General features: G+C 69.8%; 32 protein-coding genes. 22 read left to right on the forward strand and 10 right to left on the reverse strand.

Features of this window, described 5'->3' with window-relative positions; translation table 11 throughout:
* Window positions 1-41: 41 nt before the first annotated feature.
* A complete protein-coding gene (locus tag VFW66_12240; GenBank protein ID HEX5387467.1) occupies window positions 42-758 on the reverse strand; it encodes an arylesterase in 717 nt (238 codons plus the stop codon).
* A 5-nt stretch (window positions 759-763) separates the two neighbouring features.
* Between VFW66_12240 and VFW66_12245 the strand changes: the two genes are divergently transcribed.
* From VFW66_12245 to VFW66_12255, 3 genes are read left to right on the forward strand one after another with little or no spacing between them, the layout of a single operon-like run.
* On the forward strand, window positions 764-1453 hold the full coding sequence (locus VFW66_12245; GenBank protein ID HEX5387468.1) for an ABC transporter ATP-binding protein: 690 nt from the start codon (window positions 764-766) through the stop codon (window positions 1451-1453).
* 37 nt (window positions 1454-1490) lie between these two features.
* A complete protein-coding gene (locus VFW66_12250) occupies window positions 1491-4136 on the forward strand; it encodes an FtsX-like permease family protein (protein HEX5387469.1) in 2646 nt (881 codons plus the stop codon).
* A gap of 42 nt (window positions 4137-4178) precedes the next feature.
* Complete coding sequence (locus VFW66_12255; GenBank protein ID HEX5387470.1) at window positions 4179-4769, forward strand: ATP-dependent Clp protease proteolytic subunit; 591 nt, start codon at window positions 4179-4181, stop codon at window positions 4767-4769.
* A gap of 29 nt (window positions 4770-4798) precedes the next feature.
* Here VFW66_12255 and VFW66_12260 read toward each other — a convergent pair whose 3' ends face one another.
* Entirely contained in the window at window positions 4799-5533 is a 735-nt protein-coding gene (locus VFW66_12260; protein ID HEX5387471.1) for a BON domain-containing protein, read from the reverse strand.
* Window positions 5534-5802: 269 nt separating this feature from the next.
* Between VFW66_12260 and VFW66_12265 the strand changes: the two genes are divergently transcribed.
* On the forward strand, window positions 5803-6345 hold the full coding sequence (locus VFW66_12265) for a hypothetical protein (protein HEX5387472.1): 543 nt from the start codon (window positions 5803-5805) through the stop codon (window positions 6343-6345).
* 80 nt (window positions 6346-6425) lie between these two features.
* Here VFW66_12265 and VFW66_12270 read toward each other — a convergent pair whose 3' ends face one another.
* A complete protein-coding gene (locus tag VFW66_12270; GenBank protein ID HEX5387473.1) occupies window positions 6426-7508 on the reverse strand; it encodes an AI-2E family transporter in 1083 nt (360 codons plus the stop codon).
* A gap of 52 nt (window positions 7509-7560) precedes the next feature.
* The gene (locus VFW66_12275) at window positions 7561-7929 is read right to left on the reverse strand and encodes a response regulator (protein ID HEX5387474.1); all 369 of its coding nucleotides are present in this window, start codon (window positions 7927-7929) and stop codon (window positions 7561-7563) included.
* Window positions 7930-8142: 213 nt separating this feature from the next.
* On the opposite strand from VFW66_12275, the gene VFW66_12280 reads away from it, so the two are divergent.
* From VFW66_12280 to VFW66_12310, 7 genes are all read left to right on the forward strand, one after another.
* Window positions 8143-8457: a hypothetical protein gene (locus tag VFW66_12280; GenBank protein HEX5387475.1), complete on the forward strand. Its 315-nt coding sequence runs from the start codon at window positions 8143-8145 to the stop codon at window positions 8455-8457.
* Entirely contained in the window at window positions 8454-8678 is a 225-nt protein-coding gene (locus VFW66_12285; protein HEX5387476.1) for a hypothetical protein, read from the forward strand. Before VFW66_12280 ends, VFW66_12285 begins: the two co-directional genes overlap by 4 nt.
* Complete coding sequence (locus VFW66_12290) at window positions 8671-8889, forward strand: DUF2007 domain-containing protein (protein ID HEX5387477.1); 219 nt, start codon at window positions 8671-8673, stop codon at window positions 8887-8889. Before VFW66_12285 ends, VFW66_12290 begins: the two co-directional genes overlap by 8 nt.
* A gap of 90 nt (window positions 8890-8979) precedes the next feature.
* Window positions 8980-9882, forward strand: coding sequence for an enoyl-[acyl-carrier-protein] reductase (locus VFW66_12295; GenBank protein ID HEX5387478.1), 903 nt, complete (start codon window positions 8980-8982; stop codon window positions 9880-9882).
* Window positions 9879-10472: a hypothetical protein gene (locus VFW66_12300; protein HEX5387479.1), complete on the forward strand. Its 594-nt coding sequence runs from the start codon at window positions 9879-9881 to the stop codon at window positions 10470-10472. The genes VFW66_12295 and VFW66_12300 overlap by 4 nt, the downstream gene beginning before the upstream one ends.
* A 31-nt stretch (window positions 10473-10503) precedes the next feature.
* Window positions 10504-10872, forward strand: a complete 369-nt coding sequence (locus tag VFW66_12305) for a DUF423 domain-containing protein (GenBank protein ID HEX5387480.1) — start codon at window positions 10504-10506, stop codon at window positions 10870-10872.
* A gap of 117 nt (window positions 10873-10989) precedes the next feature.
* Window positions 10990-11226, forward strand: a complete 237-nt coding sequence (locus VFW66_12310) for a DUF4332 domain-containing protein (GenBank protein HEX5387481.1) — start codon at window positions 10990-10992, stop codon at window positions 11224-11226.
* 3 nt (window positions 11227-11229) lie between these two features.
* Here the strand turns inward: VFW66_12310 and VFW66_12315 are convergent, their stop codons facing one another.
* From VFW66_12315 to coxB, 4 genes are read right to left on the reverse strand one after another with little or no spacing between them, the layout of a single operon-like run.
* Complete coding sequence (locus VFW66_12315) at window positions 11230-11604, reverse strand: cytochrome C oxidase subunit IV family protein (GenBank protein HEX5387482.1); 375 nt, start codon at window positions 11602-11604, stop codon at window positions 11230-11232.
* A gap of 10 nt (window positions 11605-11614) precedes the next feature.
* Window positions 11615-12235 (reverse strand): cytochrome c oxidase subunit 3, encoded by a 621-nt coding sequence (locus VFW66_12320; GenBank protein HEX5387483.1) that lies wholly within the window; start codon window positions 12233-12235, stop codon window positions 11615-11617.
* A 40-nt stretch (window positions 12236-12275) separates the two neighbouring features.
* Entirely contained in the window at window positions 12276-14162 is a 1887-nt protein-coding gene (gene ctaD, locus VFW66_12325) for a cytochrome c oxidase subunit I (protein HEX5387484.1), read from the reverse strand.
* A gap of 17 nt (window positions 14163-14179) precedes the next feature.
* Window positions 14180-15382 carry a cytochrome c oxidase subunit II gene (coxB, locus tag VFW66_12330; GenBank protein ID HEX5387485.1) on the reverse strand — a complete coding sequence of 401 codons (1203 nt, stop codon included), beginning with the start codon at window positions 15380-15382 and terminating at the stop codon, window positions 14180-14182.
* Window positions 15383-15683: 301 nt separating this feature from the next.
* Between coxB and VFW66_12335 the strand changes: the two genes are divergently transcribed.
* The 11 genes from VFW66_12335 to VFW66_12385 all read left to right on the forward strand — a co-directional run bounded on the left by VFW66_12335 (window position 15684) and on the right by VFW66_12385 (window position 22628).
* Complete coding sequence (locus tag VFW66_12335; GenBank protein ID HEX5387486.1) at window positions 15684-16160, forward strand: GreA/GreB family elongation factor; 477 nt, start codon at window positions 15684-15686, stop codon at window positions 16158-16160.
* Window positions 16157-16531, forward strand: coding sequence for a co-chaperone GroES family protein (locus tag VFW66_12340; protein ID HEX5387487.1), 375 nt, complete (start codon window positions 16157-16159; stop codon window positions 16529-16531). Before VFW66_12335 ends, VFW66_12340 begins: the two co-directional genes overlap by 4 nt.
* Before the next feature lie 25 nt (window positions 16532-16556).
* Window positions 16557-16922 (forward strand): hypothetical protein, encoded by a 366-nt coding sequence (locus VFW66_12345; GenBank protein ID HEX5387488.1) that lies wholly within the window; start codon window positions 16557-16559, stop codon window positions 16920-16922.
* A gap of 17 nt (window positions 16923-16939) precedes the next feature.
* Window positions 16940-17485 carry a hypothetical protein gene (locus tag VFW66_12350; protein ID HEX5387489.1) on the forward strand — a complete coding sequence of 182 codons (546 nt, stop codon included), beginning with the start codon at window positions 16940-16942 and terminating at the stop codon, window positions 17483-17485.
* Window positions 17482-18345, forward strand: a complete 864-nt coding sequence (locus tag VFW66_12355; protein HEX5387490.1) for an alpha/beta hydrolase — start codon at window positions 17482-17484, stop codon at window positions 18343-18345. Before VFW66_12350 ends, VFW66_12355 begins: the two co-directional genes overlap by 4 nt.
* Before the next feature lie 74 nt (window positions 18346-18419).
* Window positions 18420-18881 carry a DUF983 domain-containing protein gene (locus tag VFW66_12360; protein ID HEX5387491.1) on the forward strand — a complete coding sequence of 154 codons (462 nt, stop codon included), beginning with the start codon at window positions 18420-18422 and terminating at the stop codon, window positions 18879-18881.
* 95 nt (window positions 18882-18976) lie between these two features.
* Complete coding sequence (locus VFW66_12365; protein ID HEX5387492.1) at window positions 18977-19837, forward strand: protein phosphatase 2C domain-containing protein; 861 nt, start codon at window positions 18977-18979, stop codon at window positions 19835-19837.
* A 147-nt stretch (window positions 19838-19984) separates the two neighbouring features.
* A complete protein-coding gene (locus tag VFW66_12370) occupies window positions 19985-20479 on the forward strand; it encodes a hypothetical protein (GenBank protein ID HEX5387493.1) in 495 nt (164 codons plus the stop codon).
* 16 nt (window positions 20480-20495) lie between these two features.
* On the forward strand, window positions 20496-21065 hold the full coding sequence (locus tag VFW66_12375) for an RNA polymerase sigma factor (GenBank protein ID HEX5387494.1): 570 nt from the start codon (window positions 20496-20498) through the stop codon (window positions 21063-21065).
* A complete protein-coding gene (locus VFW66_12380) occupies window positions 21062-21739 on the forward strand; it encodes a hypothetical protein (protein HEX5387495.1) in 678 nt (225 codons plus the stop codon). The genes VFW66_12375 and VFW66_12380 overlap by 4 nt, the downstream gene beginning before the upstream one ends.
* Window positions 21740-21827: 88 nt before the next feature.
* Complete coding sequence (locus tag VFW66_12385) at window positions 21828-22628, forward strand: hypothetical protein (GenBank protein ID HEX5387496.1); 801 nt, start codon at window positions 21828-21830, stop codon at window positions 22626-22628.
* Window positions 22629-22645: 17 nt separating this feature from the next.
* Here VFW66_12385 and VFW66_12390 read toward each other — a convergent pair whose 3' ends face one another.
* Together VFW66_12390 and VFW66_12395 are read right to left on the reverse strand one after the other, a co-directional pair.
* Window positions 22646-23437: a DUF2182 domain-containing protein gene (locus VFW66_12390; GenBank protein ID HEX5387497.1), complete on the reverse strand. Its 792-nt coding sequence runs from the start codon at window positions 23435-23437 to the stop codon at window positions 22646-22648.
* 1 nt (window position 23438) lies between these two features.
* On the reverse strand, window positions 23439-24182 hold a 744-nt coding region (locus VFW66_12395), incomplete at its 5' end, for a DUF1326 domain-containing protein (GenBank protein HEX5387498.1).

Genomic DNA, 24182 nt, shown 5'->3' on the forward strand with positions numbered 1-24182 from the left:
TCTTCTCCGGGACGAAGTCGGACGGCAGTGACTTCCAGCGGCTACGCGGCGGCCCGTTGGCGCTCGCGCAGCACGGGTTCCAGCACCTTCCATACCGTCGCGGCCACGCGCCGCTGGCCGGCCGCCGTAGGATGCAGGCCGTCGGCTTGGTTGAGCGAGTCCACGCCGGCCACACCCGCGAGCAGGAACGGCACGAGCGGAATCCCGTTCTTCCGCGCGAGTGCGGGGTACACGGCCCGGAAGCGGCGCACGTACGCCGCCCCCATGTTGGGGAGCGCCTCCATGCCGATCAGCACCATGCGGGGCGCGGGGTCGAGCGCGCGCGCCCGATCGATGATCGCCTGGATGTTGGCGGCGAGCGAATCGGGGGTGAGCCCGCGGAGCCCGTCGTTGGCGCCGGTCTCGATCACCAGCACGGCGGGCGGATTTCGGAAGAGCCACTCCACACGCCGCCGCGCGCCGGCCGACGTCTCGCCGCTCACGCCGGCGTTGACCACACGGTAGTCGAGGCCGGCGGAGTCGATCTTCTCCTGGATGATCGCGGGGTATGCCTGTGACGGATCGAGCCCGAGCCCCGCCGTGAGGCTCGTGCCCACGAAGAGCACCGTGGGTCGCGAGGCGCTGGTGTCGGGCGGCGGCGACGTATCGTGCTCGGTCACCCGCTCGTCCGCAGCGCGATCAGCGGCGGCGCCGGCCGCGCCCGAGCCGCAGGCCGCGAGGAGCAGCGCGGAAATCGGAAGGAAGTACCTGGCTATCATTCGGCATGCTCAAATGCGAATCGCTGACCCAGACGTATCGGTCCGGGGGCCGGGAGCTCACGGTCCTGAAGGATATCAGCTTCACGGTCGAGCCGGGCGCGTTCGTCGCCATCGTGGGACCCTCGGGTAGCGGCAAGACGACGCTACTCGGCCTCCTCGCCGGGCTCGACCGCCCGGCGGCCGGTGCCGCCTGGCTCGACGGCATCGAGCTCGGCGCGCTCGACGAGGACGCGCGGGCCCGGCTCCGCGGCGAGCGGGTCGGGTTCGTGTTCCAGTCCTTCCAGCTCATCCCCACGCTTACCGCGCGCGAGAACGTGCAGGTGCCGCTCGAGCTCCGAGGCGATGGCGGCGCCGGCGCGCGGGCCCGCGCGGACGAGCTGCTCGGCCGCGTGGGCCTTGCCGACCGGGGGCACCACTATCCGGCGCAGCTCTCCGGCGGCGAGCAGCAGCGCGTGGCGCTCGCGCGCGCCTTCGCCAACCGGCCGCGCATCCTCTTTGCCGACGAGCCCACGGGCAATCTCGACGCCGGCACCGGGGCCGCGATCATCGAGCTCATGGTGGAGTTGAATCGCGACCTCGGCACCACGCTCGTCCTCGTGACCCACGACCAGGAGCTGGCGGCGCGCGCGGGGCATGTGCTGCGCCTGGCCGATGGACGGCTGGTGGCAGAGGACCGCGTGGATGCAGTTGCGTGAAGGTCGCCGCATTACCCAATCGCGTGAGCACGGTCGCGTGAGTGCCCTCGCATTTGTCGCCCGGCTCGTGGGCCGCGAGCTCCGGGCCGAGCCGCGCAAGCTCGCGCTGCTCACGGCGTCGGTCACGGCCGGCGTCGCGGCGCTCGTCGCCATCAACTCGTTCACCGTGAACCTGCAGGACTCGGTCGCCCGCCAGGCGCGGGCGCTGCTCGGCGCCGATCTCGTCGTGACGAGCCGCACGCCCTTCTCGCCCAGGGTCGAGGCGCTGATCGATTCCGTCGCCGCGCGACGCACCGGCTGCTCGATCGCTTCGCCCTGTGGCGCCACCGCGCGCGTCACCGACTTCCCCGCCATGGGATACGTGCCGCGCACCACCGGCAGCCGCCTGGTGCAGGTCTCGGCGATCGAGGGCGCATATCCATTCTACGGCGAGATCAAGACCGAACCTGCGTCGGCATGGCGCACGCTGCAAGATGGCCAGCACGCGGTGGTGGACCCGGCGCTGCTCACCTCGCTCGGCGCGCGCGTGGGCGATACCCTCGCCCTGGGCGACGGGCGCTTCATCGTGACCGGCACGGTCGTGAATCTCGCGGGCGACGTCGGCGTGAGCGCGGCGTTCGGGCCCCGCGTGTTCATTCCCGCTCGCTACCTGGACCGGATGCGCGTGCTCGGCACCGGCTCGCGTGCCGAGCACTCGATTTTCGTGAAGCTGTCACCGGGGCTTCCGGCGCAGGCGGTGGCGGCCCGCTGGCGTCCCGTGCTCCGGCCCGACCGCGCGCGCGTCCGCACCGTGGCCGACGACCGCGCCGACCTCAACGACACGCTCACGCGCCTCGCGCGATACCTGGGTCTCGTCGCCGTGATCGCGCTCCTGCTGGGCGGCGTGGGTGTCGCGAGCGCGGTAGTCGCATTCGTGCGGCGAAAGCTCGAAGCCATCGCGGTGCTCCGCTGCCTCGGCGCCACCTCGCGTCAGGTGTTTGCCGCCTATCTCACGCAGGCCGTCGTGCTCGGCCTCGTGGGAAGCCTTGTGGGCGCACTGCTCGGTGTCGCCGCGCAGCAGGCCCTCCCCGGCGTGCTCCGCGGGCTCCTCCCGGTCGACGTGCGCGCCGAACCGGTGCCCGGCGCGATGCTGCTCGGCGTGGGTGCGGGGGTGTGGACCGCGGTGGTGTTCGCGCTGCTTCCGCTGCTTCCGGTGCGGCTCGTTTCGCCGCTCGCAGCACTCCGCCGTCCATACGACGGCGCGCCGGTGCCGCCCGACCTCTGGCGCTGGCCCGCAGCGCTGGCGCTCGCCGCCAGTGTCGTGGCCCTCGCAGCACTCGAGGTCGGGAGCTGGCGCACGGGAGCCATCTTTGCCGCGGCGGTGGGCGTGGCGCTCGGCGTGCTCTGGCTTGCGGCGTGGCTCTTGACCCGCGCCGTCCGCCGCTGGTTTCCGGCGAGCTGGCCGTATGTCTGGCGCCAGGGGCTCGCCAACCTCCACCGCCCCGCCAATCAGACGGTGGCGGTGGTGCTGGCACTCGGCTTCGGCGCGTTTCTCCTGAGCACGCTTTTCCTGGTGCAGCACAACCTGCTGCGGGGGCTCGCGCTCACCGGCGGTCCGGCGCGCCCCAACCTCGTCCTCATCGATATCCAGCGCGACCAACTCCCCGCCGTCAAGCAGGAGCTCCGCGCGCGGGGGCTCGACGCGGCGCCGCCGGTGCCGATCGTGCCGATGCGCATCCTTTCGGTGAGGGGCAGCGAAACGGGTGACGCCGCCCGGACCCGGCGTCCGCGAGGCGACACGCGCGATGCCCGGGGCGAGGCGCCGCGTGACGACGGCTGGGCGCGCCGCCGCGAGTACCGCTCGACCTACCGCGACACGCTGGTCGCTTCCGAGCGGATCGTGGCGGGCCATTGGTGGTCGAATGCCGGGAGCACCGCGGCCCTTCCGGCGGCGGCCCCGGTATCCGCTGCACTCCCCGACACCGCCGTCGCCATTTCCGTCGAGCGCGAGCTTGCCGGCGAGCTCGGTGTCGGCGTGGGGGACGAGATCGTGTGGGACGTCCAGGGCGTGCCGATCCGCTCCCGCGTGGCGAGCCTGCGCGAGGTGAACTGGGCGCGCTTCGAGCCCAACTTCTTCGTCGTGTTCGCGCCGGGCGCGCTGGAGGCGGCCCCGCAGAGCTTCGTCCTGCTCACCCGCGCCGCCGACGCCGTTGCGCGCGGCCGGGTGCAGCGCGCCGTGGCGGAGCGGTTCGCCAACGTCACGGTCATCGACCTTTCGCTCGTGCAGCAGACGATCGAGCGGCTGGTGAACCGCGTGACCCTCGCCATCCGCTTTATGGCGCTTTTCAGCCTCGCGACCGGCGCCCTGGTGCTCGCAGGTGCCATCGCGACCGGGCGCCTGCACCGCGTGCGCGAGGCGGTGCTCCTCCGCACCCTGGGCGCCACCCGCCGGCAGGTGCTGCGCATCGCGCTCGCCGAGTACCTGGCGCTCGGGCTGCTCGCCTCAGTCACCGCGGTCGCGCTTTCGGCAGGCGCGGCGTGGGGGCTCGCCCGCTGGTTCTTCGACGGCGGGTTCCGGTTGCCGCTGCCGGCGCTCGCCGGGCTGGTCGCGGCCATCGTGGCGCTCACCGTCGCGATGGGACTCTGGAGCAGCCGGAGCGCGCTCCGGCAGACGCCGCTCGCGGCACTACGCGACGAGAGCTAGCTCCCGTTACTCTTCACCTAGCGAATTCAACCTGGAGCTTTCATGCTGTACGACTCCGAGCCCGCCGAGAGTCCTCCCGTCGTCGCGTACGATCTGGTGGGCGAGCGCCTGCTGCGCGCGCGGACGATCATCATCAGCGGTGAGATCAATCAGAAGGTGGCGGCGACCGTTTCGAGCCACCTGCTGGCGCTCTCGGCCGAGTCGGATGCCGACATCACCGTGTTCCTCAACTCGCAGGGCGGCCATGTCGAGGCGGGCGACACCATCCACGACCTGATCAGGTTCGTGCGTCCGCACATCCGCATTATCGGCACCGGCTGGGTGGCGAGCGCGGGCGCGCTCATCTACGTCTCCGTGCCGCGGGAGCAGCGCTACTGTCTGCCCAACACCCGCTTCCTCCTGCACCAGCCCGCGGGCGGGGCCGGCGGCAGTGCCAGCGATATCGACATCGAGGCGCGCGAGATCATCCGCATGCGCGACCGGCTCAACCGCATCTTTGCGCGGGAGACGGGCCAGCCGCTCGAGCGGATCGAGGAGGACACCCACCGCAACTTCTGGCTCGGCGCCGAGGCGGCGATCAAGTACGGCCTGGTGGGGCGGATCATCGAGCGGGCGTCGGACCTGGAGAAGTAGCCCCCGCGGCCTTCACCCGCGCCAGATCGTCATTCGGGGCGCGCCGTGCGGTCGCCGTTGCCGCCCGCGCCCACGAGGCGCTTCAATCCGGTGTTCGAGAATGCGCGCGCCAGTAGCGCCAGGCCGCCCGCTTCGAACACTGGCGCCAGCACGCCGCGCCGGCGGAGGCCCGAGATTGCCATTGCGGCCCCGGCGAGGCCGGCGACGAGGCGCGTCGTCGGGGACCAGTTGGTCCGGAGAAAGTCCGGGCGGTCGCCTCGCGTCGGGACGCTGCCTTGCAGGCTCGGGACGTCGCCGGCGCGGTCGTAGACCTGCAGCTCGTCATTCACCTCGGTGACGCCCCGCACCTTCCGCACGGCGGTCTCCACCCGCTCCGCTTCGCTCGCCAGCACCTCGCCGCTCAGCGTCACGCGGCCGTCGACAGCGGATACGGCGATTGCGCCGGGATGGGAGGCCGCGCGCCCGAGCTCGGCTCTCACGCGCTCGGCCAGTTGCGCATCGGTCGGCTCGTCGCTCCGTAATTTCGACCGTGCTTCGGCCACGAGCCCGCGCGTCCGGTTGCGCAGGTCGCGTCCGGTCGCGCCGGCGGCATCGCCGGCCTTGTTGAAGGAGCGCACGGCCTTGTCGCGGAAGAGCGAGCGCCGCCTCCTCCCGCGCTCGGGGTCCAGCATGTACATCGCCGCCGCGCCCAGGGCGGCCCCCGCGATCAGATTCGATCGGGATGACGTCGGTCCAATCGAGGGCGACTCGATTCTCGTTCGCATACCGCCGCTCCTGCTGCTGACACATTGACCCTCCTGCTTCGCCCCGTCGGATCGGTCGGTACGGGCGAATGCCGGATGGCTACTTCCGCCGAGTGTATCCGCCGGGCCGTGGTCTCCCAGTGACAGTTGTCACAGCCGGCGCGCCTCACGCGGGAGCGGGAACGAGGCTCGTCCGGAGCCGCGCTCGTGCGGTGGCTCACAGCCGTTACCGGGACCGGACCCATACTGGCATGTGACGGAACCGACCCGACGACCCGAATGGAGGAACAATGTCGAAGCACAGCAGCAAGACGACCACGGACCACCAGGAGATCAGGCGCTGGGCCGAGCAGCGCGATGCGCAGCCCGCCTGCGTGAAGGGGACGGGCGGCGGCGATCCCGGTATGATCCGGCTCGATTTCCCGGGGTACACCGGCCGCGACGAGCTCGACCACATTTCCTGGGATGAGTGGTTCGAGCAGTTCGACGACAACAACCTGGCGCTCGTGTATCAGGACACGACGGCCGAGGGCGAGCAGAGCAACTTCAACAAGCTGATCGGGCGGGAGACGGCAAAGAAACGGGCGGCGGGCAAGTCGCACGCGTCGCGGCACGCGTCGCGGCGCTCGTCCAGCCAGTCCTCCGGACACACCTCGCGGAAGAGCTCACCCACGCGGCGCGCGGCCAGCCGGTCCAAGTCGGGTGGCTCGTCGAGCCGGTCGCGGTCCGGCGGGTCGCGGTCCGGCGGGAGGAAGAGCGGATCGAAATCGCGGTCCGGGTCGTCGTCGCGGCGCAAGTCGAGCGGCGGGTCGCGGAGCCGGCCAAAGCGGTAGAGGGTCGCGCCGGGGCCGGCGCTGCGGCTGAGGATCGGAGCGAGTGGGAAGCCACCGGCGCGGACGGGCTGCCTGCTCGATCACCCCGCCGCCCCCGTCCTCCGCCGCACCGCCGGCGCCGCGGCCTCGTTCGCCAGCACGTGCAGCGCGGCCGCCAGCGGAATCGCGGCCAGCGCGCCCACGATCCCCCCGAGCGACGCCCCCGCGAAGAGCGCAAAGAGCACCAGCACCTGCGGCACCTGCGTCTGACTCCGCATGATGTTCGGCGTCAGCAGGTGACCCTCCAGCAGCTCCAGTCCGACGTAGATCGCGAGCGCCAGCAGTGCCTGGTGGATCCCGTGGAAGAGCGCGAGCACGACGACGATCGCCCCCGCCACCACCGGGCCGATCACCGGGAGCAGCTCGCCCAGCATCGTGAGCAGCGCGGCCACGATCGGATACTCGAAGTTGATGATGAGCAGCCCCACGCCCGCGAGCGTGCCCATGATCGCGGCGTCGATCACCACGCCGCGCACGTAGCCGCCCATCGCCCGGCCCATGTCGCGGAGCACGCGCCCGGTGCCCGGCCGGCGCTCCGCCGGCACCAGCGAGAGCGCGAACTCGGTGAGCGAGGGCTGCGACACCAACCAGTAGAACGAAAGAAACGCGAGCAGCAGCAGCTCGGCGAGGCCCGACAGCACGCGTTGCGGCACGCTCAGGATGAGCCCGGCGAGCTTGCCGCCCTCGGACCGGAGCGTCGTCCTCACCTGCTCCCCCGCTCCGGCCTGCCATCGCTCGAGCCAGGCGCGTGCCTGATCGAACCACGAGGGCACGTCGTGCACGAGCTGCTGCCCCTGGTTCACGAGACGCGGAATCAGCAGCCAGCCGATGAGCCCAGCGATGACGAGAAGCGCGACATAGACGAGCGCCGCCGCGGCCGCCCTCGACATCCACCGCTCGAGCCATGTCACGACGGGCGCGAGCGCCTGCGCCAGCGTGATCGCTAACAGGAGCAGCGCGAGCGGCCGCGCGAGGAGCCGAAGGGCCCACACCAGGATGGCTGCCGCAACCAGCACGGCGACCAGCACGACGGCGGCGCGCCAGTTGATGCCGGCGAGCGCGGTGCGGAGTTGGGCCAGGCTTTGCGTTGAGGATGGAGCGGAGGCGGGCGGTATGTCCGACATGGTCAGGGCGCGCCCAAATCGCCCCGTGCGCTACGGCCGCGGCGCGGAGCGCTCACCGCCGCGCCGTGAGACACCGCCGGACTTCGTCCAGCAGCCGCTCCGGCGTGAACGGCTTCGCGAGCAGGCTGCACGGCGCCGCGATGCCCCGCGCCGCCAACTCCGCCGCCGCGTAGCCCGACATCAGGATGACCGGCAGCTCGGGATGCGCGTCCGAGAGTCGCTCCATGAGCTCGATGCCGTTCACGCGCGGCATCACGATGTCCGAGAGCACGAGCTCGATCGCGGGCGTGCCATGACGGATGATCTCCCAAGCCTGGGCGCCGTCGCACGCCTCGACCGTCGCAAACCCCTCGGCCTCCAGCATCCGCGCCGCCAGCCGCCGGACGGTCCGCTCGTCGTCCACCACAAGTATTGATCCCATTCTCGATCACTGACTGGCGTCGGCGCACCTCCGCCGCGCGCGCCCCACCCGCCACTCGGGCCCTGGTTCGTGAAGCGCTGGAAGATAACCGCATCCGGGCCACCCTTCACCGCAGCAGTCCGCCTTGCCGCGGAGGCCGGGCCGGTATCACTTACCGGGGACAGCCGGCCGCATGGGGCGCCCGGCACGTGAAGGACCCGGGAGATTGCTTCGATGTCGTTCGATCAATATCACGAGCCGCCGGACGAGCTGCCGGCAGAAACCCGCACGTTCGCCCGCATGCTGGCATCGCTCACCGAAGAGGCCGACGCCATCGGCTGGTACCAGCAGCGGCTCGCGGTCGAGCCCGACGCCGAGGCGCGCGCCATCATGCGCGACGCGCAGAAAGAGGAGTTCAAGCACTTCGGCATGGACCTGGAGTTCCTGCTGCGCAAGCACCCGACGTGGCGCGCCGAGCTCAAGAAGATCCTCTTCAAGAGCGGCGACATCGTGGAGCACGGCGAGGACGCCGAGAAGGCCGCGGGGTGAGCGCGCCGGGGAGCGGAGCGGACGATTCGCACGGGGACGCCTCGGCCAGACCCGATCGGGCCGAGCCCGAGGCGATTCGCTCGGCACTCATTCGGGCGGCGCTCGACGGCTACGAGCGCGCCGCGATGAGCGGCCTCTGCTGCGAGGGCGCCTGGGAGGCGGCGGTCGCGGCCATGCGCGCGGCGCAGCTTCCGGTACCGGGTGGCCGTTCCGATGCCTGACGCGCTCGCCGTCATCCGCAGCTTCATGATCGAGGCCGACGCCGAGCTGGCCCGCGCCATCCTCGAGGCCAACGGGATCGGCGCCTATCTCCTGCGCGACAACGCCGGCGGAATGTTGCCGTCACTGCAGATCATCTCCGAGATTCGCCTCGCCGTGCGCGCCGAGGATGCCGAGGAGGCGCGCGCCGTGCTCGAGGCGGGCGACGGGTAGCGCTGCCGCGCCGCGCTTCCCCCGCCCTCCGGCCCGCCGTATACTTTTCGCCCGTCCAACGCTGCGAATCGACTCCCCACGAGGACCCGCATGCTCGCCATCGATCTCGCCGGAAAGCGCGCGCTCGTCGCCGGGGTGTCGGACGACGGCGGGTTCGGCTTCGCCATCGCCAGGGCGCTGGCCGAGGCCGGCGCGTCGATCCTCGTCGGAAGCTGGCCCCCGGCCCTCGGCATTTTCCGCAAGCTGCTCGAGCGCGGCAAGATGGCCGACTCGCTCGCGCTCTCCGGCGGCCGCACGCTCGAGTTCGAGCGGATCTATCCGCTCGACGCCGCCTACGACAGCCTGGCCGACGCGGCCGCCGACGTGCGCGAGAACAAGCGCTACCGGGACGAAGGGGACTTCAGCATCGAGGGCATGGCGGCGCGCGTGCGCGAAGATTTCGGAGACCAGGGGCTCGACCTCGTGGTCCACAGCCTCGCCAACGGCCCCGAGGTGAAGAACCCGCTGCTCGAGACGAGCCGGGCCGGCTACCTCGCCGCGGTGAGCGTGAGCGCGTACAGCAACGTGTCGCTCGTGCGCCGCCTGGCGCCGCTCATGCGGCCCGGCGGCGCGTTCCTCTCGCTCACCTACATGGCGGGCGAGCGCGTTATTCCCGGCTACGGTGGCGGGATGTCGAGCGCCAAGGCCGCGCTCGAGGCCGACACCCGCACGCTCGCCTACGAGGCGGGGCGCCGCTGGGGCGTGCGGGTGAACGCGATCTCCGCCGGGCCCTGGGCGTCGCGCGCCGCGACCGCGATCGGGTTCATCGACACGATGATCGCCTACACGTCGGCCAATTCGCCGCTCCCCCGCCCCATCGATGCGAGCGACGTGGGGCACACCGCCGCATTTCTTCTGAGCCCGCTCGCGCGTGGCATCACGGGCAGCGTGGTGTACGTGGACAACGGCTATCACGCGATGGGCATGGCCGCGCCGGCACAGGCTGCCCCTTGATTGAGAATTGCCGGCGCCGCGCCCGCGTCCGGTTTCTTGCCGCGCTCGCGAGCTCGGCCGCCGGCGTCAGCATTACCCCCGCGCCCACGCGGGCCCAGCAGATCGCCGCCCGCTATGACTGGACCATGCCGCCCGGTTATCGCGAGGTTCAGCTTCGCGCGCAGGAAACCCAGCGGACGCTCCTCCTCGCCATGGCCGACTCGATGCCCGAGCGCTGGTATCGCGACGCAGCGGCCGAGGGCCAACGCGACTTTGCCCAGCAGGTCCACCACGCTGCCGCCGCCGACCTCTACATCGTCTCCCACTACGTGAAATCCGAGGAGACGCCGTTCATCCAGGACACCGCGGCCACATTCAACAGCCGCTCCGGCCTCGAGCGCTTCATCAACGCGGCGTACGACTACAGCACCCGCGCTCTCAAGGACCAGTCCGACGCCGACCGGTCGAAATTGATCTGGTACTTCGGTCAGAAGATCCCGCGCTGGCTCGTATGGGACGAGCTGAATCAGCACACGCTGTGGACGTTGGGGCAGGTGGTGGCGAATTTCCGGAAGCACGGCATGCCGCCGCCGGCGTTTTCGTACTACTAGGCGCCCTGTCTCCCCCTACCGTCCATCCGCCATGCCCACCTTCTTCGTCCTCGGCGCCCTTTCCGCATTCATTTCCGTTGCTGCCGGCGCCTTCGGTGCGCACGGCCTCAGGGGCAGGCTTTCCGCCGACCTCCTTGCCGTCTTCGAAACCGGCGCCCGCTACCAGATGTACCACGCCCTGGCGCTCCTCGCCGTCTCCTGGGCCGCCACGCGGTGGCCGGGATCGCTCGTGCTGTGGGCCGGGTGGCTCTTCGTGACGGGGACGGTGCTCTTCTCCGGAAGCCTCTATCTCCTAGCGCTCACCGGCACCCGCTGGCTCGGCGCCGTCACGCCGCTCGGGGGGCTCGCGTTTCTGGCGGGCTGGCTCTGTCTCGCACTTGCCGCGGCGCGCGGCGCGTAGCCGGGTGCGTCGTACCACCTTCCGATTGCCGGACCGGGCATTGACCCCGCCGTGCAAGCGTCTTAGTTCGTACCGAAGGCCGCCCGGCCCTCTGCGGCGGTTCTTTCGGAGTGCCATATGAACGAATTTGCCGAGATCGAAGGTATCGGCGACGCCGGTATAGCGGGTGGAGTGGCGGATCTGCTCGAGGCAGCGGGCGTCGGCACCGTGGCCGATCTCGCCCGTCGCAACACGCTGAACCTGCATGCGCGTATGATTACCATGAACGCCAAGCAGCGCTTCGTCGCACCCACGCCGACGCTGGCGCAGGTCCATGCCTGGATCGAGAGCGCGAGGCGCAGAGAAAGACGGTAAGGGCTACGTAATTACTCCCCCGGCAAAGGCGTGGTGATACGCGATCAGCACCGAGAGCGCCACGATCACCACCGCCGCAATGATCAGCGGAAAGACGAACACCCCCGTAAACAGCTTGCTGTCCTGCTTCAGATGCATGTAGAACATCGCCACCAGGGCAAACTTGCCGGCCGAGAGCATGAGCAGCACCGGCACGAACACCGGCTGGATGTTTCCGAACGCGCCGGCGTGTTCGCCGTAGGTGATCTCGTAGAGCGCAACCTCGAGCGCGGTCAGGATAAATAGCACGATCGCCACCCGGACGTACATGCCGGGCGTCGGGTGCGCATGCTCTTCCGGGTGCGCGAGGTGCTCGGGGGTCGTGGCGTGTGCGGTCATGGAGTGGGTCTCACTTCATGAGATAGACGACGGGGAAGATCACCACCCAGACGACGTCCACGAAGTGCCAGTAGAGGGCCGCCATCTCGAGGTTGATCGAATTTTCCGGTGGTAACTGGCCCCGGAGCGCCAGGATGAACATCGTGATGAGCCAGATGACCCCGATCGTGACGTGGGTCCCGTGGAAGCCCGTCAGCGTGAAGAAGCTCGCCCCGAACAGGTTGGTCTGGAGCGTGAGCCCCTTGTGCACGAAGTGGGTGAACTCGTACACCTGCATCCCGATGAAGAAGAACCCGCAGAGGATCGTGGCACCCAGCCAGCCGATCATCATCTTGCGGTTGCCCCTCTGGGCGCCGTAGAGCGCGAGCACGACGAAGAACGAGCTGAAGAGGAGCACCGCGGTGCCGGCGGTGACGAGCGGGATCTCGATGATGGGCTCGAAGTGCTGGCCCGCCGGGCTCACCCACGCTTCGTGCGGGAACGGCCCCACCAGGCTCTTGTTCCGGTACACGACGTAGGTCGAGATGAGCGAGGCGAAGAACATGCACTCCGACCCGATGAAGGTCCAGATCGCGAGCTTGCGGCTGTCGAGCCCGGTGGACGTCTCGAGGGCGTGAGCGTGATCGGACAACGTGATCTCCCGGCGCGCGTGACTTGGTTGCGTGAGTTGGTTAGTGATGCCCGGCCCGCGGACGTCCGCCGACGCCCGGGATCGAGGTATAGCTCGGCTCGAAGATCCAGTTGAAGACCCCGAAGAAGAGGACCGACACGCCGACGAAGATCGCCCACGGCCCCACCTTGGGCGAGAGCATGATCCCGAGGAAGAGACCCATCACGCCCACCGCGGCCACGGCGGGCCAGAACGACGGCGCCGGCAGGTGGATGCCCTGGCCGCTCACTCGCAGCGGCTCGGGCAGCGGGCCGCCCCGCTCCCGCTTCCTCTCCCAGAGCGGATCGCGGCTGTGCACCACCGGCACCTCGGCGAAGTTCCACTCCTGCGGCGGCGAGGGGAGCGACCACTCCAGCGTGGCGCCGTTCCACGGATCGGCCGGCGCGGTGGCCGGACGCCGCCACGTCTTGATGACGTTGATCAGGAACGTGAGGAACGCGAAAAAGAGAATCACCGCGCCCACCGTCTCGAGCTGGTTGAGCCAGTCGAACCCGAGCCCCGCCTGATAGGTGTAGGTGCGCCGAGGCTGGCCCAGGAGTCCCAGGAAGTGCATCGGGAAGAACGTGACGTTAAACCCGATGAACATGAGCCAGAAGTGGATCTTGCCCAGCCGCTCGTCCAGCATCCGCCCGAACATTTTGGGCCACCAGTAATAGGCGCCCGCCGTGAGCGCGAAGATGCTGCCGCCGAACATCACGTAGTGGAAGTGCGCCACGACGAAGTAGGTGTCGGTCTGCTGCAGGTCGTGCGGCGCCACCGCGTGCATCACGCCGGAGAGCCCGCCCATGATGAACATCGCGATGAAGGCGAGCGCGAAGTACATCGGCGTCTTGTACTGGATCGAGCCGCCCCAGATCGTCCCGATCCAGTTGAAGATCTTCACCCCCGTCGGGATCGCGATGAGCATCGTGGCCAGCGCGAAGAACGTGTCCGCGATCGGCCCCATGCCGGTCGAGAACATGTGGTGGCTCCACACGCCGAAACCGATGAACGCGATGAACACCCCGGAGAACACCATCGCCGCGTAGCCGAAGAGCGGCTTCCGCGAGAAGACCGGCAGGATCTCCGAGATGATGCCGAAGGCCGGCATGATCAGGATGTACACCTCCGGGTGCCCGAAGATCCAGAAGAGGTGCTGCCACAGGATCGGATCGCCGCCGCCCGACGGCACGAAGAAGTGGGTGCCGAAGAAGCGGTCGAACATGAGCATGATGAGCGCGACCGTGATCACCGGGAAGGCGAGCAGCAACAGCACCTGCGTGATGAAGCTCATCCAGCAGAACATCGGCATCCGCATGAGCTTCATGCCGGGCGCCCTGAGGTTCATGATCGTGACGAAGAAGTTGACCGCCGCCGCGAGCGACGCCACACCCAGGATCTGGAGACCCATGAGCCAGAAGTCCACATTGGGCCCCGGCGAGTACTGCCGCGACGTGAGGTTGGCGTAGCCGAACCAGCCCTGGTTCGGGGCGGCGCCGAACAGGAAGCTCACGTTGAGGAAAAGGCCGCCCAGAAGGAAGACCCAGTAGCTGAACGCGTTCAACCGGGGAAAGGCCACGTCCCGCGCGCCGATCATGAGCGGGATCATGAAATTGAAGAACATGGCGCTGAGCGGCATGATCGCGAGGAAGATCATGGTCGTGCCATGCATCGTGAACAACTGGTTGTAGAAGTCGGGCGAGACCAGCGTGTTGTTGGCCTTCACCAGCTGGAAGCGGATGAGCAGCGCCTCGAGCCCCCCCAGCAGGAAGAAGCAGAACGCGGTGGTGCCGTAGAGGATGCCGATCCGTTTGTGATCGACCGTCGTGAGCCAGCTCCAGAGCCCGGTCTTTTCACCGTAGGCGGCGCCCGCCGCGTGGGTCTCCTGGCCAACAACCGTGGTTGCCATACGTATCCTGAGAGTGGTTACCGGTGGGTGCGGAGGAACGCGACCAACGCCTTCGCCTCATCGGGCTTGATGCCGAGGATCGGCATCAGCACCCCCGGCTTGATCGCCTGCGGATTCATGATCCAGCGCGCGAGATTCTCATCGGTGTTCTGCAGCGTCCCGGCCCCGATCCAGCTCCGGGCGCCGACGTTCGCGAGGTTCGGCCCGATGAGCCCCTTCGGCGCGTTCACGGCCACGAGCGAGTGGCAGCCGACGCAGCCCTTCTGCAGGAACAGCTTCTGGCCCTGCGCCACGAGCGGATCGCCCTGCGCCGCGCTGCTGTCCTGCGCCGCGCCCGCTGCGGCGACACCCGGGCCCGCGGCGCCCGAGCCCGCGGCACTCCCGTGCGCCGACGCAAGCTGCGCCGCCGTGGCCCCGGCGCTCGTCGTCCGCGTGGCCGAGTCGGCGGGCGCGGCGGCGGGCGCCGGGGCGGGCGCCGGTTGCTGCTTCAGCGTCTCCATATGAGCGATCCATTTCTCGAACTCGGCCGGCGGCGACGCCACCACCCGATAAGCCATCCGCGCGTGCTCGATGCCGCAGAACTCCGCGCACTGCCCCGGATACTCGCCCGCCTGCTCGGCGATGAACCAGAGCCGGGTTTCCCGGTTCGGGAACACGTCGCGCTTGCCGGCAAATTGCGGAATCCAGAAGCTGTGCACCACGTCGCCCGAGCCCATCCGGAGCGAAACCGTGCGGTTGAGCGGTACGTGCAACTCGTTGGCGGTCGTAATGTGATACTCGGGGTAGCGGAACTCCCACCACCACTGATGGCCCACTACCTCGACCGTGAGCGCGCCCTTGCCCGGGGTGGCATTGGTCGTGAAGATGGCCTGCACCGTCGGCACCGCGATCGTGGCGAGGATGAGCGCCGGGATGACGGTCCACAGGATCTCGACCGTCGTGTTGCCGTGGATCTGCGGCGGCTCGGCGTCGTTCGGCCTGCCGCGGAAGCGGAACATCGCGTAGAGCAGCGCCCCTTCCACCAGCACGAACACGAGCGCCGACCACTCGACCGTCGTCCTGAACAGGTGGTCCGTGAGCCGGGCGAATTCGCCGAGCGGATGGATCGCGCTCTGCGGGTAGTCGGCCTGCGAGCATGCCGCCACGCCGAGCAGCGGGACCGATGCCAGGACGAGCAGGAGCCGGCTCAGACGCCGAGAGGGCCGAAAGCCTGAGTGCATGTCGTTGAAGACCTGTGGGCTAGGAAGCGCGCCAAACCGCACAATTATTCAATCAGCGCAGACTTTACCCACTAAATCCTGTGCGGTCAAGCAACTGGGAGCGATTGGCCCGTCGAGGCCGCCGCTGGGGCAGCAGCCGGCGTGCTTCCTGATAAGCCCATGCTCGCGCAAGAGTTATCGAAAGCATCTATCGGGATGGCAAGGGGTTGTGGTATCTTGGGTCGTGACTGCCCGACCCGGAGAGTCCCCCTTTCCGGGCGTGATGTTCATTACGACTTGGTTCGAAATCATGATACGTGAAATGCGGGAGAAGCTGAGCCGCGAAATCGACCAGCTCAGCCACGAGCTCAACGTCCTGCTTCCCCAGGCGATCGCGCAGGCCGTCGAGCTCGGCGACCTGCGGGAAAACTCGGAGTACAAGTCTGCGCTCGAGCGCCAGCAGTTCGTGCAGGCCCGCCTCGGTCAGTTGCACCATCGCCTGAATCAGTTGAGCCAGCTCGCGAACCAGGAGGCGCCATCCGACCGGGTCGGCCTGGGCTCGCGGGTCACCGTGCTCGATCTCGAGACCCGGGAAACCGATACGTACATGGTGGTGCTCGCCGAGATGATGGACATCGACGCCGGGCACATCTCGCTCGCCTCGCCCCTGGGCCGCGCCCTCAAGGATGGGCGCGTAGGCGACGAGATCAGCCTCCGCCTCCCGACCACAACCCGCATGCTCCGGATCACCGAGCTGGTGACCGTGCACCAGGTCGAGGAGGTCAACGGCAAGCGGTGACGGACTTCCCGCCCAAGCAACTGCTCGTCGTCGGCGACCGCGTGCTGCTGACACCCGAAGAGGGCGAGGAGCAGCGGACGCGGGTGGGATTGTACCTGCCGCCCACCGCGGTCGATAGCCAGCAGGTGCAGAGCGGACTCATTGTCGCCACCGGCCCCGGCGATCCCATCGCCGACGTGTCGAGCCTCGACGACGAGCCGTGGAAGATCGGCGGCGGCGAGCGCCGCTCGCGCACCATGCAGGCCAGGGTCGGCGATCACGCGATCTTCTTCCGCAAAGCCGCGGTGGAGATCACGTTCGAGGACAAGCGGTATCTGGTCGTGCCGCAGGCGGCCATCCTGGTGCTGGTGCGGCAGGACATCGAGATCTAGCCACCGAGACCGAGCGGCCCACATCGTGCCCGCGCCCGAGCATGCAGCCCCCCGCGAGTACCGCGCCCTCATGTGGGGCTCGGCGGCATTCGGTGCGCTCGCCCTGGCCGGAGCGGTCGCCGGCGCGCGCGGGCAGCTGCCTTGGCCGATCGGGCTCTTCGCCATCGCGGTCTTTCTCGTCTGCATCGTGCTCGCCGGCTGGTTCGGCTTCCGCGGCCAGCGCCAGGCGCTGGCCGCCCGCGAGCACGCCGCATGGCATCAAATGGTCGTTCTGCTCACGGCCGAGCTGGCCAAGCAGGACAGTTCGCGCCTCCGGGAGATCGCGGCGCGCGGCGGTGCCGCGGGTGCCGCCGCCGCCATGCTGCTCGAGGGCCGCGCCGAGGAGCCCTAGCGCGGGCGGGTGCCGGCGTGCAGACCCCGGCCTGTTACATCCTCTACATGGCGACCCCGCTCACGCTGAGCGAGGTGCGCTCGATGCTCCCGCCTGACGTCACCGCCGACCTCGCCTCTCCCGCCGAGCACGCCGATCTGCGCCGGCTGCATCCCGCAGCGCAGACCGTGGTCCGGCTGTTCGCGGGCGGCTGCTCGTGCGATCTCGTGCGCGCGCGCCAATCCGAAACCCGCTCCGACGAGCGCGAGCTCAGGGCGCGATGGTTTCGGGCGGGGCTCTCGCGCGACCAGGTGATCGCGGCGCTCGAGCCGCACCGGCGCGGCGGGGCGCGGACACTCCGGGCACACCGCGCCGCGCTCGCGGCGTTCGTCGTGGAGCACGCACGAAACGCGGGGCCCACGCTGTATCAGCTTCGCTTCGGCACCGCGCCCACCACCACCACGCCGGCCGGTCCCGTCGTCATGTCGGCCGCGCAGGTGCGCGCCCATCCCGATACGTGGCTCGTCGAAGGCCGCCCGGTGCTGGTCACTCCGCGCGAGCCGGCGGAGCTTGCGGCCCCATGATCCACCGCGAATCGAGCTTTCTCGGCGCCGGAGACCTGGAGCTGTATCGCCAGAGCTGGCAGCCGGACACGCCGGGCGGCGCCGCGGGCGCGCCCTCGCCTGGTCCCGTGCGCGGCGGCGTCATCCTCGTCCACGGTCTGGGCGACCACAGCGGGCTCTATGAGCCGCTGGTCGAGTCTCTCGTCAGCCACGGCCGGGCGGTGCATGCATTCGATCTGCGCGGCAACGGACGCTCGCCCGGACGCCGCGGCCATGTGCACCGATGGTCCGACTACCGCGGCGACCTCGGGCGGTTCGTCGCCCTCGTGCGGGGCGAGGAGCCCGACAGCCCGCTCCACCTGCTTGGCAACAGCCTGGGCGGGCTCATCGTGCTGGACTACGCGCTGGCCGGTCGCGACGGGCTCGCCGGCGTGGTCGCGGTGGCGCCGCCGCTCGGGCGCGTCGGCGTCCCCCGCGCCCTGCTCGCGCTCGGCCGGCTCGTCTCGCGCGTGTGGCCGTCGTTCAGCCTCAACACCGGCATGAACATCTCGGCCCTCGCGCACGATCCGGACGTCGTGGCGGCGGTCGTTTCCGATCCGCTCTTTCACCGCCGGGCAAGTGCACGGCTCTCGACCGAAATCGCGGCGGCGGCCGCGCGGGTGCACGCGGGCGCGCCGCGGTTTGCCGTGCCCCTCCTGCTCGTGCACGGCGCCGCGGACCGCATGGTGCTGCCCGAAGGCACCCGCGCGCTCGCCGCGAGCCTGGCACCCGCGGCCGCCGAGTACCTCGAATATCCCGAGGGGTACCACGCGCTGCTCGCCGACCAGGACCGCGCGCGGGTGTTCGGCGACATCGAGCGCTGGATGCGCGCCCACGAATGATCGGCGCCGCAGCGGCGGTCGCGCCTGTGATCCGCACCGTGGACATTTCGCGCACCGGACGATATGCATAGGGCATGAGCGATCCGGCGGCTTCGCGGCGCGCCGCGCCGCACGGCATCCGCGCCGTCGCGCTGCCGTTTGTGCATGCGCTCCGGCTCCGCTGCCCCGCGTGCGGCGGCGGCCCGGTGTTCGTCCGCTGGCTCCGCATACTCCCCAGCTGTCCGAGCTGCGGTTTTCGTTTTACCCGCGGCGAGCGGGGCTACTGGCTCGGCGCCTATTTCGTGAATTTGATGGCAGTGGAGACGGTCTTCGCCGTGCTCTTCGTGGGCGTCCTCCTGGTCACCTGGCCCACGCCGCCCTGGCAAGGGCTCCAGATCGCCTCACTCGTGGCGATGGGCACTTCCCCCTTCCTGATCTACCCGTTTTCCCATACCCTCTTCCTGGCGTTCGACATCCTCTGTCGCCCTCCGAGCCCGGAAGACTTTGCTGCCCCGCACGAGCCGGCCGCCCGAACCGTGCGCCGGCCCCATGCCTAGGCGGCCATGTGTTCGCGCGGGGCCGGCCGCCTTGCGCCCCTCGCCGCCGCTCGCATCTTAGTACCTCAGCAATTCCGCACGAATCGAGGCGACCCATGACGTCGGTGGCCGGCGGCACGCCGCCCGGGGTGCGACCCCTGAATGCCGACATCGACGTGTTCGGCCTCACCCACCCGGGGCTCGTCCGGCCGAACAACGAGGATCAATTCCTCATCGCGAGCCTGCACAAGACGATGCGGGTTCATTCGACGAGTGTTCCCGTCGACCGGCTGAGCGGGCTCACCAGTGAATCGCGCGGGCATCTCTTCGTGGTGGCCGACGGCGTGGGCGGCCGTCCGGGCGGCGAGCACGCGAGCGGCACCGCGCTCCAGGCGATCGCCGCCTACGCAACCAACACGCTCCGGCTCTACTACCAGCACGATCCCGCCCCCGAAGGCCCCTTTCTCTCGGACCTCGAGGCCGCCGTATCCGAGGGCCACGCCGCCGTGCTGGCCGAGGCAGCCGGCACGGCGACGACGCTCACCATGATCCTGGTCCGGTGGCCCCGCGCCTATCTGGTCCACGTGGGCGACAGCCGGTGCTACCGGCTCCGCGAGGGAAAGCTCGAGCAGATGACGAAGGATCAGACGATGGCGCAGGCGCTGGTCGACGCGGGCGTCCTGCCGCCCGACCAGGTGAGCGAATCGCGCTGGGCCAACGTACTCTCGAGCGCGCTCGGCGCCCAGGAGATGCGGCCGGCCATTACCAGCTTCGATTGCCGCTGGGAGGATGTCGTGATGCTCTGCACCGACGGCCTCACCAAGCACGTGGCCGATGACGAGATCGCGACGCAGCTCAGGGAAACCCGCTCGGCCGAGCAGATCTGCCGCAACCTGATCGAACTGGCGCTTGCCCGCGGCGGGAGCGACAACGTGACGGTGGTGGCGGGGCGGCTCAAGGAGCGGACGCTGGCGTAGCGGCTGGGCACCCGCGGCGGATGGCCGGCCGAGGTCGAGGGCCGTGCGGGTAAGCGTTGTGGAGCGTTGGTCCGTCCAATCAGTGCACCCGAGCTCGCGGCCCTCGCGCCGCAGCCGGGCCTTCATCCCCCTGCACTGGAGGCCACCATGCTCCGCCGCGTCCTCGCTCCAGCCGCCATTCTGGTCCTGATCCTCTCGGGTTCGGCGTTCGCGGGCCCCAGCGCGCTCAGGTGGCCCCCCTGGCTGTCGATCGAATCACCAGTCAATCCGTACGATCCCGCCACGCGCGATGCGGTGCTGCTGGTGCATACGACGGTCCGCGACGGTCACACGACGGTCGCCGACCTCTCGGGGAGCGCCGAGGGACTCGTGGGCGGCACCCGCCGGAGCGTACCGCTGCGGTTCGACACGACGGCGCACTCAGGCGTGTACGCCGTGCGGCGCCAGTGGCCGTTAGACGGAACCTGGCTGCTTCGCATCACGCTGCTGGGCCACACCACGGCGCTCGTCACGCTGGGACCGTCGGGCGACGTGGTAGCAGCGCGGGTGCCGACGCGCCGGAGCACCGGAGTGGTGTTGCCGCGAGCGGTGGCCGCGGCGGAGATCGACTCGGCGCTGGCCATAGTCGCGCGAACGCAATGACGGCAGCGCGCCCGGCGTGACCGCCCCGATCTACGACCTGCCTGGTTCGACCGTAACGGTGAACGACGTCGCGCCGCTCGACGACGTCGTTCGCCGCGCGCAGCAGGGCGACGTCGATGCGTTCGAGTCGCTCTATCGAGCGCACGCCGGCGCGATCCACATGCTGGCGCGCCGGATGCTCGGCGACGAGCGCGACGCCCGGGACATGGTCCAGGATGTCTTCGTGCGGGCGTGGGAACGCCTGGCGTCGTTTCGCGGCCAAAGCGCGATCGGAACGTGGCTGCACCGCCTTGCGGTCAACCTCATCCTGGAACGGTGTCGGTCCTCGAGTCGCGACGCCGGCCGCTTCGTCGCGGTCGATGACTTCCCGAACCCCGCGTCCGCCGCCGGGAAGCTCGATGCGCGGATGGACCTCGAAGCCGCGCTGGCGCGATTGCCGCCGGGAGCCCGGACCGCGTTCGTCCTTCACGATCTCGAGGGCTACTCGCATGACGAGATCGCGCGCATCACAGGGTGCGCGCCGGGCACCGCGCGCGCCCAGCTGTGGCGGGCGCGCCGGCACCTCATGAGGCTCCTCGAACCATGATCGATTCTGTCCCGGCGACTCGGCGCCATCTCACCGAGGCAGAGCGCCACGGCATCGCCGACGACTCGCTCCCGGAGCGCAACCGAGCGGCTGTCACCGCCCATCTCTCGGGATGCGACGCGTGCGCGGATGACGTCGCGCGATTGACAGCATTCATGGCCCGGATCGATCGGGACCGGCAGGCGCCGGCAGCGGCACTCGACGCCCTCTGGCCCGCCATCCGCGCCCGCATCGAGCGCGGCAATTCTGTGCCGACCTCCGAACCGGGGCCGCGGGCGCGATGGGCGATCGACCGGCGTTGGTGGTGGGTGGGCGCGGCCGCAGCGGCGGCATGGCTCGCCGTTGCGCTCTCGCGTCCCGGCGTACGGCCTCCGCTGGCTCCCGCGACGATCGCGCGAGCGGGCGACCCTGCCGTGAGGGAGGTCCTGGACTCGGCGCGCACATACGAGCAGCAGGTTACGGCGTTACTGGAGGAGCTCGAGTTGCGCCGATCGACGCTTCGCCCGGCCACGGCCGCTGCCCTTGATCATGACCTGCGGGTGGTCGACGGCGCCATCGCCGAACTGCACGAAGCGCTCGCGCACGACCCGGACAACCCTGCGTTGCATCAACTGCTGGCAGCGTCGTACCGGCAGAAACGTGACTTGCTCCGGCGGGTGGACAATGCGTCATGACAGATGCATAGCGGCGGTATGCCGAGACACCGCCAGCCTCACCATACTCGCGCTGTCGGCGGCCGCGCTCGCGGGCGCGCAAGAGCCGGTGCTGCGCGCCCGCGCGCTCAACCCAACGGCGTCGGTCAAGGTTTTCGATCCTGCGGGATCGGTCCGCATCGTGGGCTGGGACCGCGACTCGATCGTGGTCCGGGGCCGCGTCCCGCCCGGCCAGCGGTTCTTCTTCGGAGGGTCCGCCGAAGGCGTCAAGCTCGGACTTGAGGACCGCGCCGGCGTGCAGGACTCGCCGCCGTGCGCCCTGGTGATTTATTTGCCGCGCCGTAGCCATGTCTCAGTGAAGACCGCGAGCGCCGCCATCACGGGCAGCGACGTTTCGGGCTGGTTCTACTCGGTTTCGGGGGCCGTGCATCTATCGGGATCCGCCAGTTCGATCGAAGCAGAGACGATGGGTGGTAGCATCGATCTGGACGTCGTCGCGCCGTGGGTGCGTGCGCGGACCGGCGATGGCCCTCTCCTGCTGCGCGGAGCCCCCGAGGATGCCGACGCCGCGACGATCGCGGGGGTGCTGGAGATCGCCAGTGCGGCCATCTTCCGCGGCCGGTTCGCGTCGGTGACCGGCGACATCCATTACGCCGGCGCGCCACGGACCGGCGGGGTCTTCGAGTTTTCCGATCACAGCGGCGCCGTCGATCTGCTCCTGCCACGCGGCGCCGGTGGGGATTTTAATCTCTCAACCATCACCGGAGAGATCGTGAACGACTACGCCTCGGTCCGGCCCGCGATTCAGGGGACGGGCCCGGCCCGTTCGCTCCATCTCGAGCTCGGAGGGAATGGAGGGCACGTGACTGTGCGCACCTTCAAAGGCGCCATCCGGCTCCGCCGGCAATAGCGCCTCCGCGCGCCATGTCAGGCTCCTGCGACGAGCCACGCGCCCCACCCGACGAGCAGCGCCCCCACCACGCGCCCGGCGACCGCCCCGCCCGGCACCGTCCGCTCGAGCAGCACGAATGCCGCGATCGCCGCCACCCACGCGAGGTTCATTACCCCCGCCACGAAGAGCAGCGCCATCAGGAGCCAGCAGCAGCCGAGGCACCAGACTCCGTGCCGCGCGCCCATCGCGAGCGCGCCGAAGGCGCCCTCGCGCCACTCGGTCGTGAGGAAGTGCAGCGGAGACCGGCAATGGGTCAGGCACGCCGACTTTAGCGGCGTGAACTGGAAGAGACCGGCCGCGATCAGAATCCCGCCCGCGAGCGCGGGCGCGGCACGGAGCGTGGCCGGCGAGACGAGCGCCGCGCCGTGCAGCGCCCACTCGGCGGTGCCGGCGAGCGCGCTGAAGCCGATCCAGACGAGGAGATAGCCGGCGAGGAGGACCCACGCCGCCACTGCGGGCTCGCCGCGGGTGGCGCGCCGCCGCATCGTGCCGGCGTAGAGCAGCACCAGCGGAGCCGCAGCGGGCGCCATCATCGCCACCATCATGATCGCCCACATGACGATGAGGCTCGCGAGCTCCGCCCCGCCCCACGGCGCCGTGCTCGGCATCGCCATCGCGCCGGGCATTGCCGTCGCGCCGCCGGATGTCATGCCCGCCATGCGCGCGAGCGCGAGCCACGCGAGCGCCGCCAGCGCCGCGACCCCGCCGAGCGCGAGCGCCCGGTCGCGGCGGATCAGCGCGTCAAGGCTGCCTGCCGTCCGCTCCACGTCACTGGTTGGCCCACTTCGTCGGCGCGAAGCAGGCGTAGCGGCCCTCGTGGTGGAACCGGATCCCGTCGTAGTCGACCGACATCGTGCTGGTCGTGCAGATACTGCCGTCATTCCACATGAAGCCGCCCTTGGGGTACACGATGTGGACCTCCTTTTCCTGGCCCGACACCGAGTCCCGGATCGGCGTCTGCACCACCTCGACCGCGCCGGGCACGCGGAAGCTCGACCGGGTGCCGTCCACCTTCATCTCGATCGGCCGGACGACGGGGCCGGTGAACGAAGTTATCGTCGCCGCGAGAGCCTCCCACGGCATGCCCCCGTGCTGGCCCGACATGATCTTGGCGACGGCCTCCACCTGCTCGGGGCGCGCCCGCTCGTCGACGAAGAGGACGACCCGCCCGTTGCCTTCGTGGATCGCCTTCGGGTACAGGCACACCGCCGCCATCCGCACGCCCGCGAGCGGCACCGCGCCGAACTGACCCCCGGTGATCTCGAAGCCGAGCACGAACTCGCAGTTGCCGTGGTCGGGAAATCCACCGAATTGGCAGTTGCAGCCGTGGTTGCAGTTGCAACATTCAATCTGGTTCAGCGTAACGTGATACGGCGTGCGCGCGGCGCTGCTCGGCGTTGGCTGCGTTGCTTGCGTCATGGTGATGGCTCCTTCGCCCGTGGTGGGCGATGAGAAGGTTCGGATTCGTTCGATGTGGAAGGCGACGCCGGAAATCGAGCGGGCGCGCGTAGA

It is taken from the genome of Gemmatimonadales bacterium, from assembly GCA_036279355.1.
Classification (GTDB): Bacteria; Gemmatimonadota; Gemmatimonadetes; order Gemmatimonadales; family GWC2-71-9; genus DASQPE01.

Bases quoted from the DNA above. Each gene is read 5' to 3' on its own strand.
- VFW66_12275 (HEX5387474.1), bottom strand. From the start codon at position 7,929: ATGGGATCAATACTTGTGGTGGACGACGAGCGGACCGTCCGGCGGCTG.
- VFW66_12315 (HEX5387482.1), bottom strand. From the start codon at position 11,604: ATGACCGCACACGCCACGACCCCCGAGCACCTCGCGCACCCGGAAGAG.
- VFW66_12240 (HEX5387467.1), bottom strand. From the start codon at position 758: ATGATAGCCAGGTACTTCCTTCCGATTTCCGCGCTGCTCCTCGCGGCC.
- VFW66_12370 (HEX5387493.1), top strand. From the start codon at position 19,985: ATGCTCCGCCGCGTCCTCGCTCCAGCCGCCATTCTGGTCCTGATCCTC.
- VFW66_12305 (HEX5387480.1), top strand. From the start codon at position 10,504: ATGCCCACCTTCTTCGTCCTCGGCGCCCTTTCCGCATTCATTTCCGTT.
- VFW66_12260 (HEX5387471.1), bottom strand. From the start codon at position 5,533: ATGCGAACGAGAATCGAGTCGCCCTCGATTGGACCGACGTCATCCCGA.
- VFW66_12255 (HEX5387470.1), top strand. From the start codon at position 4,179: ATGCTGTACGACTCCGAGCCCGCCGAGAGTCCTCCCGTCGTCGCGTAC.
- VFW66_12360 (HEX5387491.1), top strand. From the start codon at position 18,420: ATGAGCGATCCGGCGGCTTCGCGGCGCGCCGCGCCGCACGGCATCCGC.
- VFW66_12365 (HEX5387492.1), top strand. From the start codon at position 18,977: ATGACGTCGGTGGCCGGCGGCACGCCGCCCGGGGTGCGACCCCTGAAT.
- VFW66_12335 (HEX5387486.1), top strand. From the start codon at position 15,684: ATGCGGGAGAAGCTGAGCCGCGAAATCGACCAGCTCAGCCACGAGCTC.
- coxB (HEX5387485.1), bottom strand. From the start codon at position 15,382: ATGCACTCAGGCTTTCGGCCCTCTCGGCGTCTGAGCCGGCTCCTGCTC.
- VFW66_12265 (HEX5387472.1), top strand. From the start codon at position 5,803: ATGTCGAAGCACAGCAGCAAGACGACCACGGACCACCAGGAGATCAGG.
- VFW66_12245 (HEX5387468.1), top strand. From the start codon at position 764: ATGCTCAAATGCGAATCGCTGACCCAGACGTATCGGTCCGGGGGCCGG.
- VFW66_12270 (HEX5387473.1), bottom strand. From the start codon at position 7,508: ATGTCGGACATACCGCCCGCCTCCGCTCCATCCTCAACGCAAAGCCTG.
- ctaD (HEX5387484.1), bottom strand. From the start codon at position 14,162: ATGGCAACCACGGTTGTTGGCCAGGAGACCCACGCGGCGGGCGCCGCC.
- VFW66_12295 (HEX5387478.1), top strand. From the start codon at position 8,980: ATGCTCGCCATCGATCTCGCCGGAAAGCGCGCGCTCGTCGCCGGGGTG.
- VFW66_12280 (HEX5387475.1), top strand. From the start codon at position 8,143: ATGTCGTTCGATCAATATCACGAGCCGCCGGACGAGCTGCCGGCAGAA.
- VFW66_12355 (HEX5387490.1), top strand. From the start codon at position 17,482: ATGATCCACCGCGAATCGAGCTTTCTCGGCGCCGGAGACCTGGAGCTG.
- VFW66_12290 (HEX5387477.1), top strand. From the start codon at position 8,671: ATGCCTGACGCGCTCGCCGTCATCCGCAGCTTCATGATCGAGGCCGAC.
- VFW66_12380 (HEX5387495.1), top strand. From the start codon at position 21,062: ATGATCGATTCTGTCCCGGCGACTCGGCGCCATCTCACCGAGGCAGAG.
- VFW66_12310 (HEX5387481.1), top strand. From the start codon at position 10,990: ATGAACGAATTTGCCGAGATCGAAGGTATCGGCGACGCCGGTATAGCG.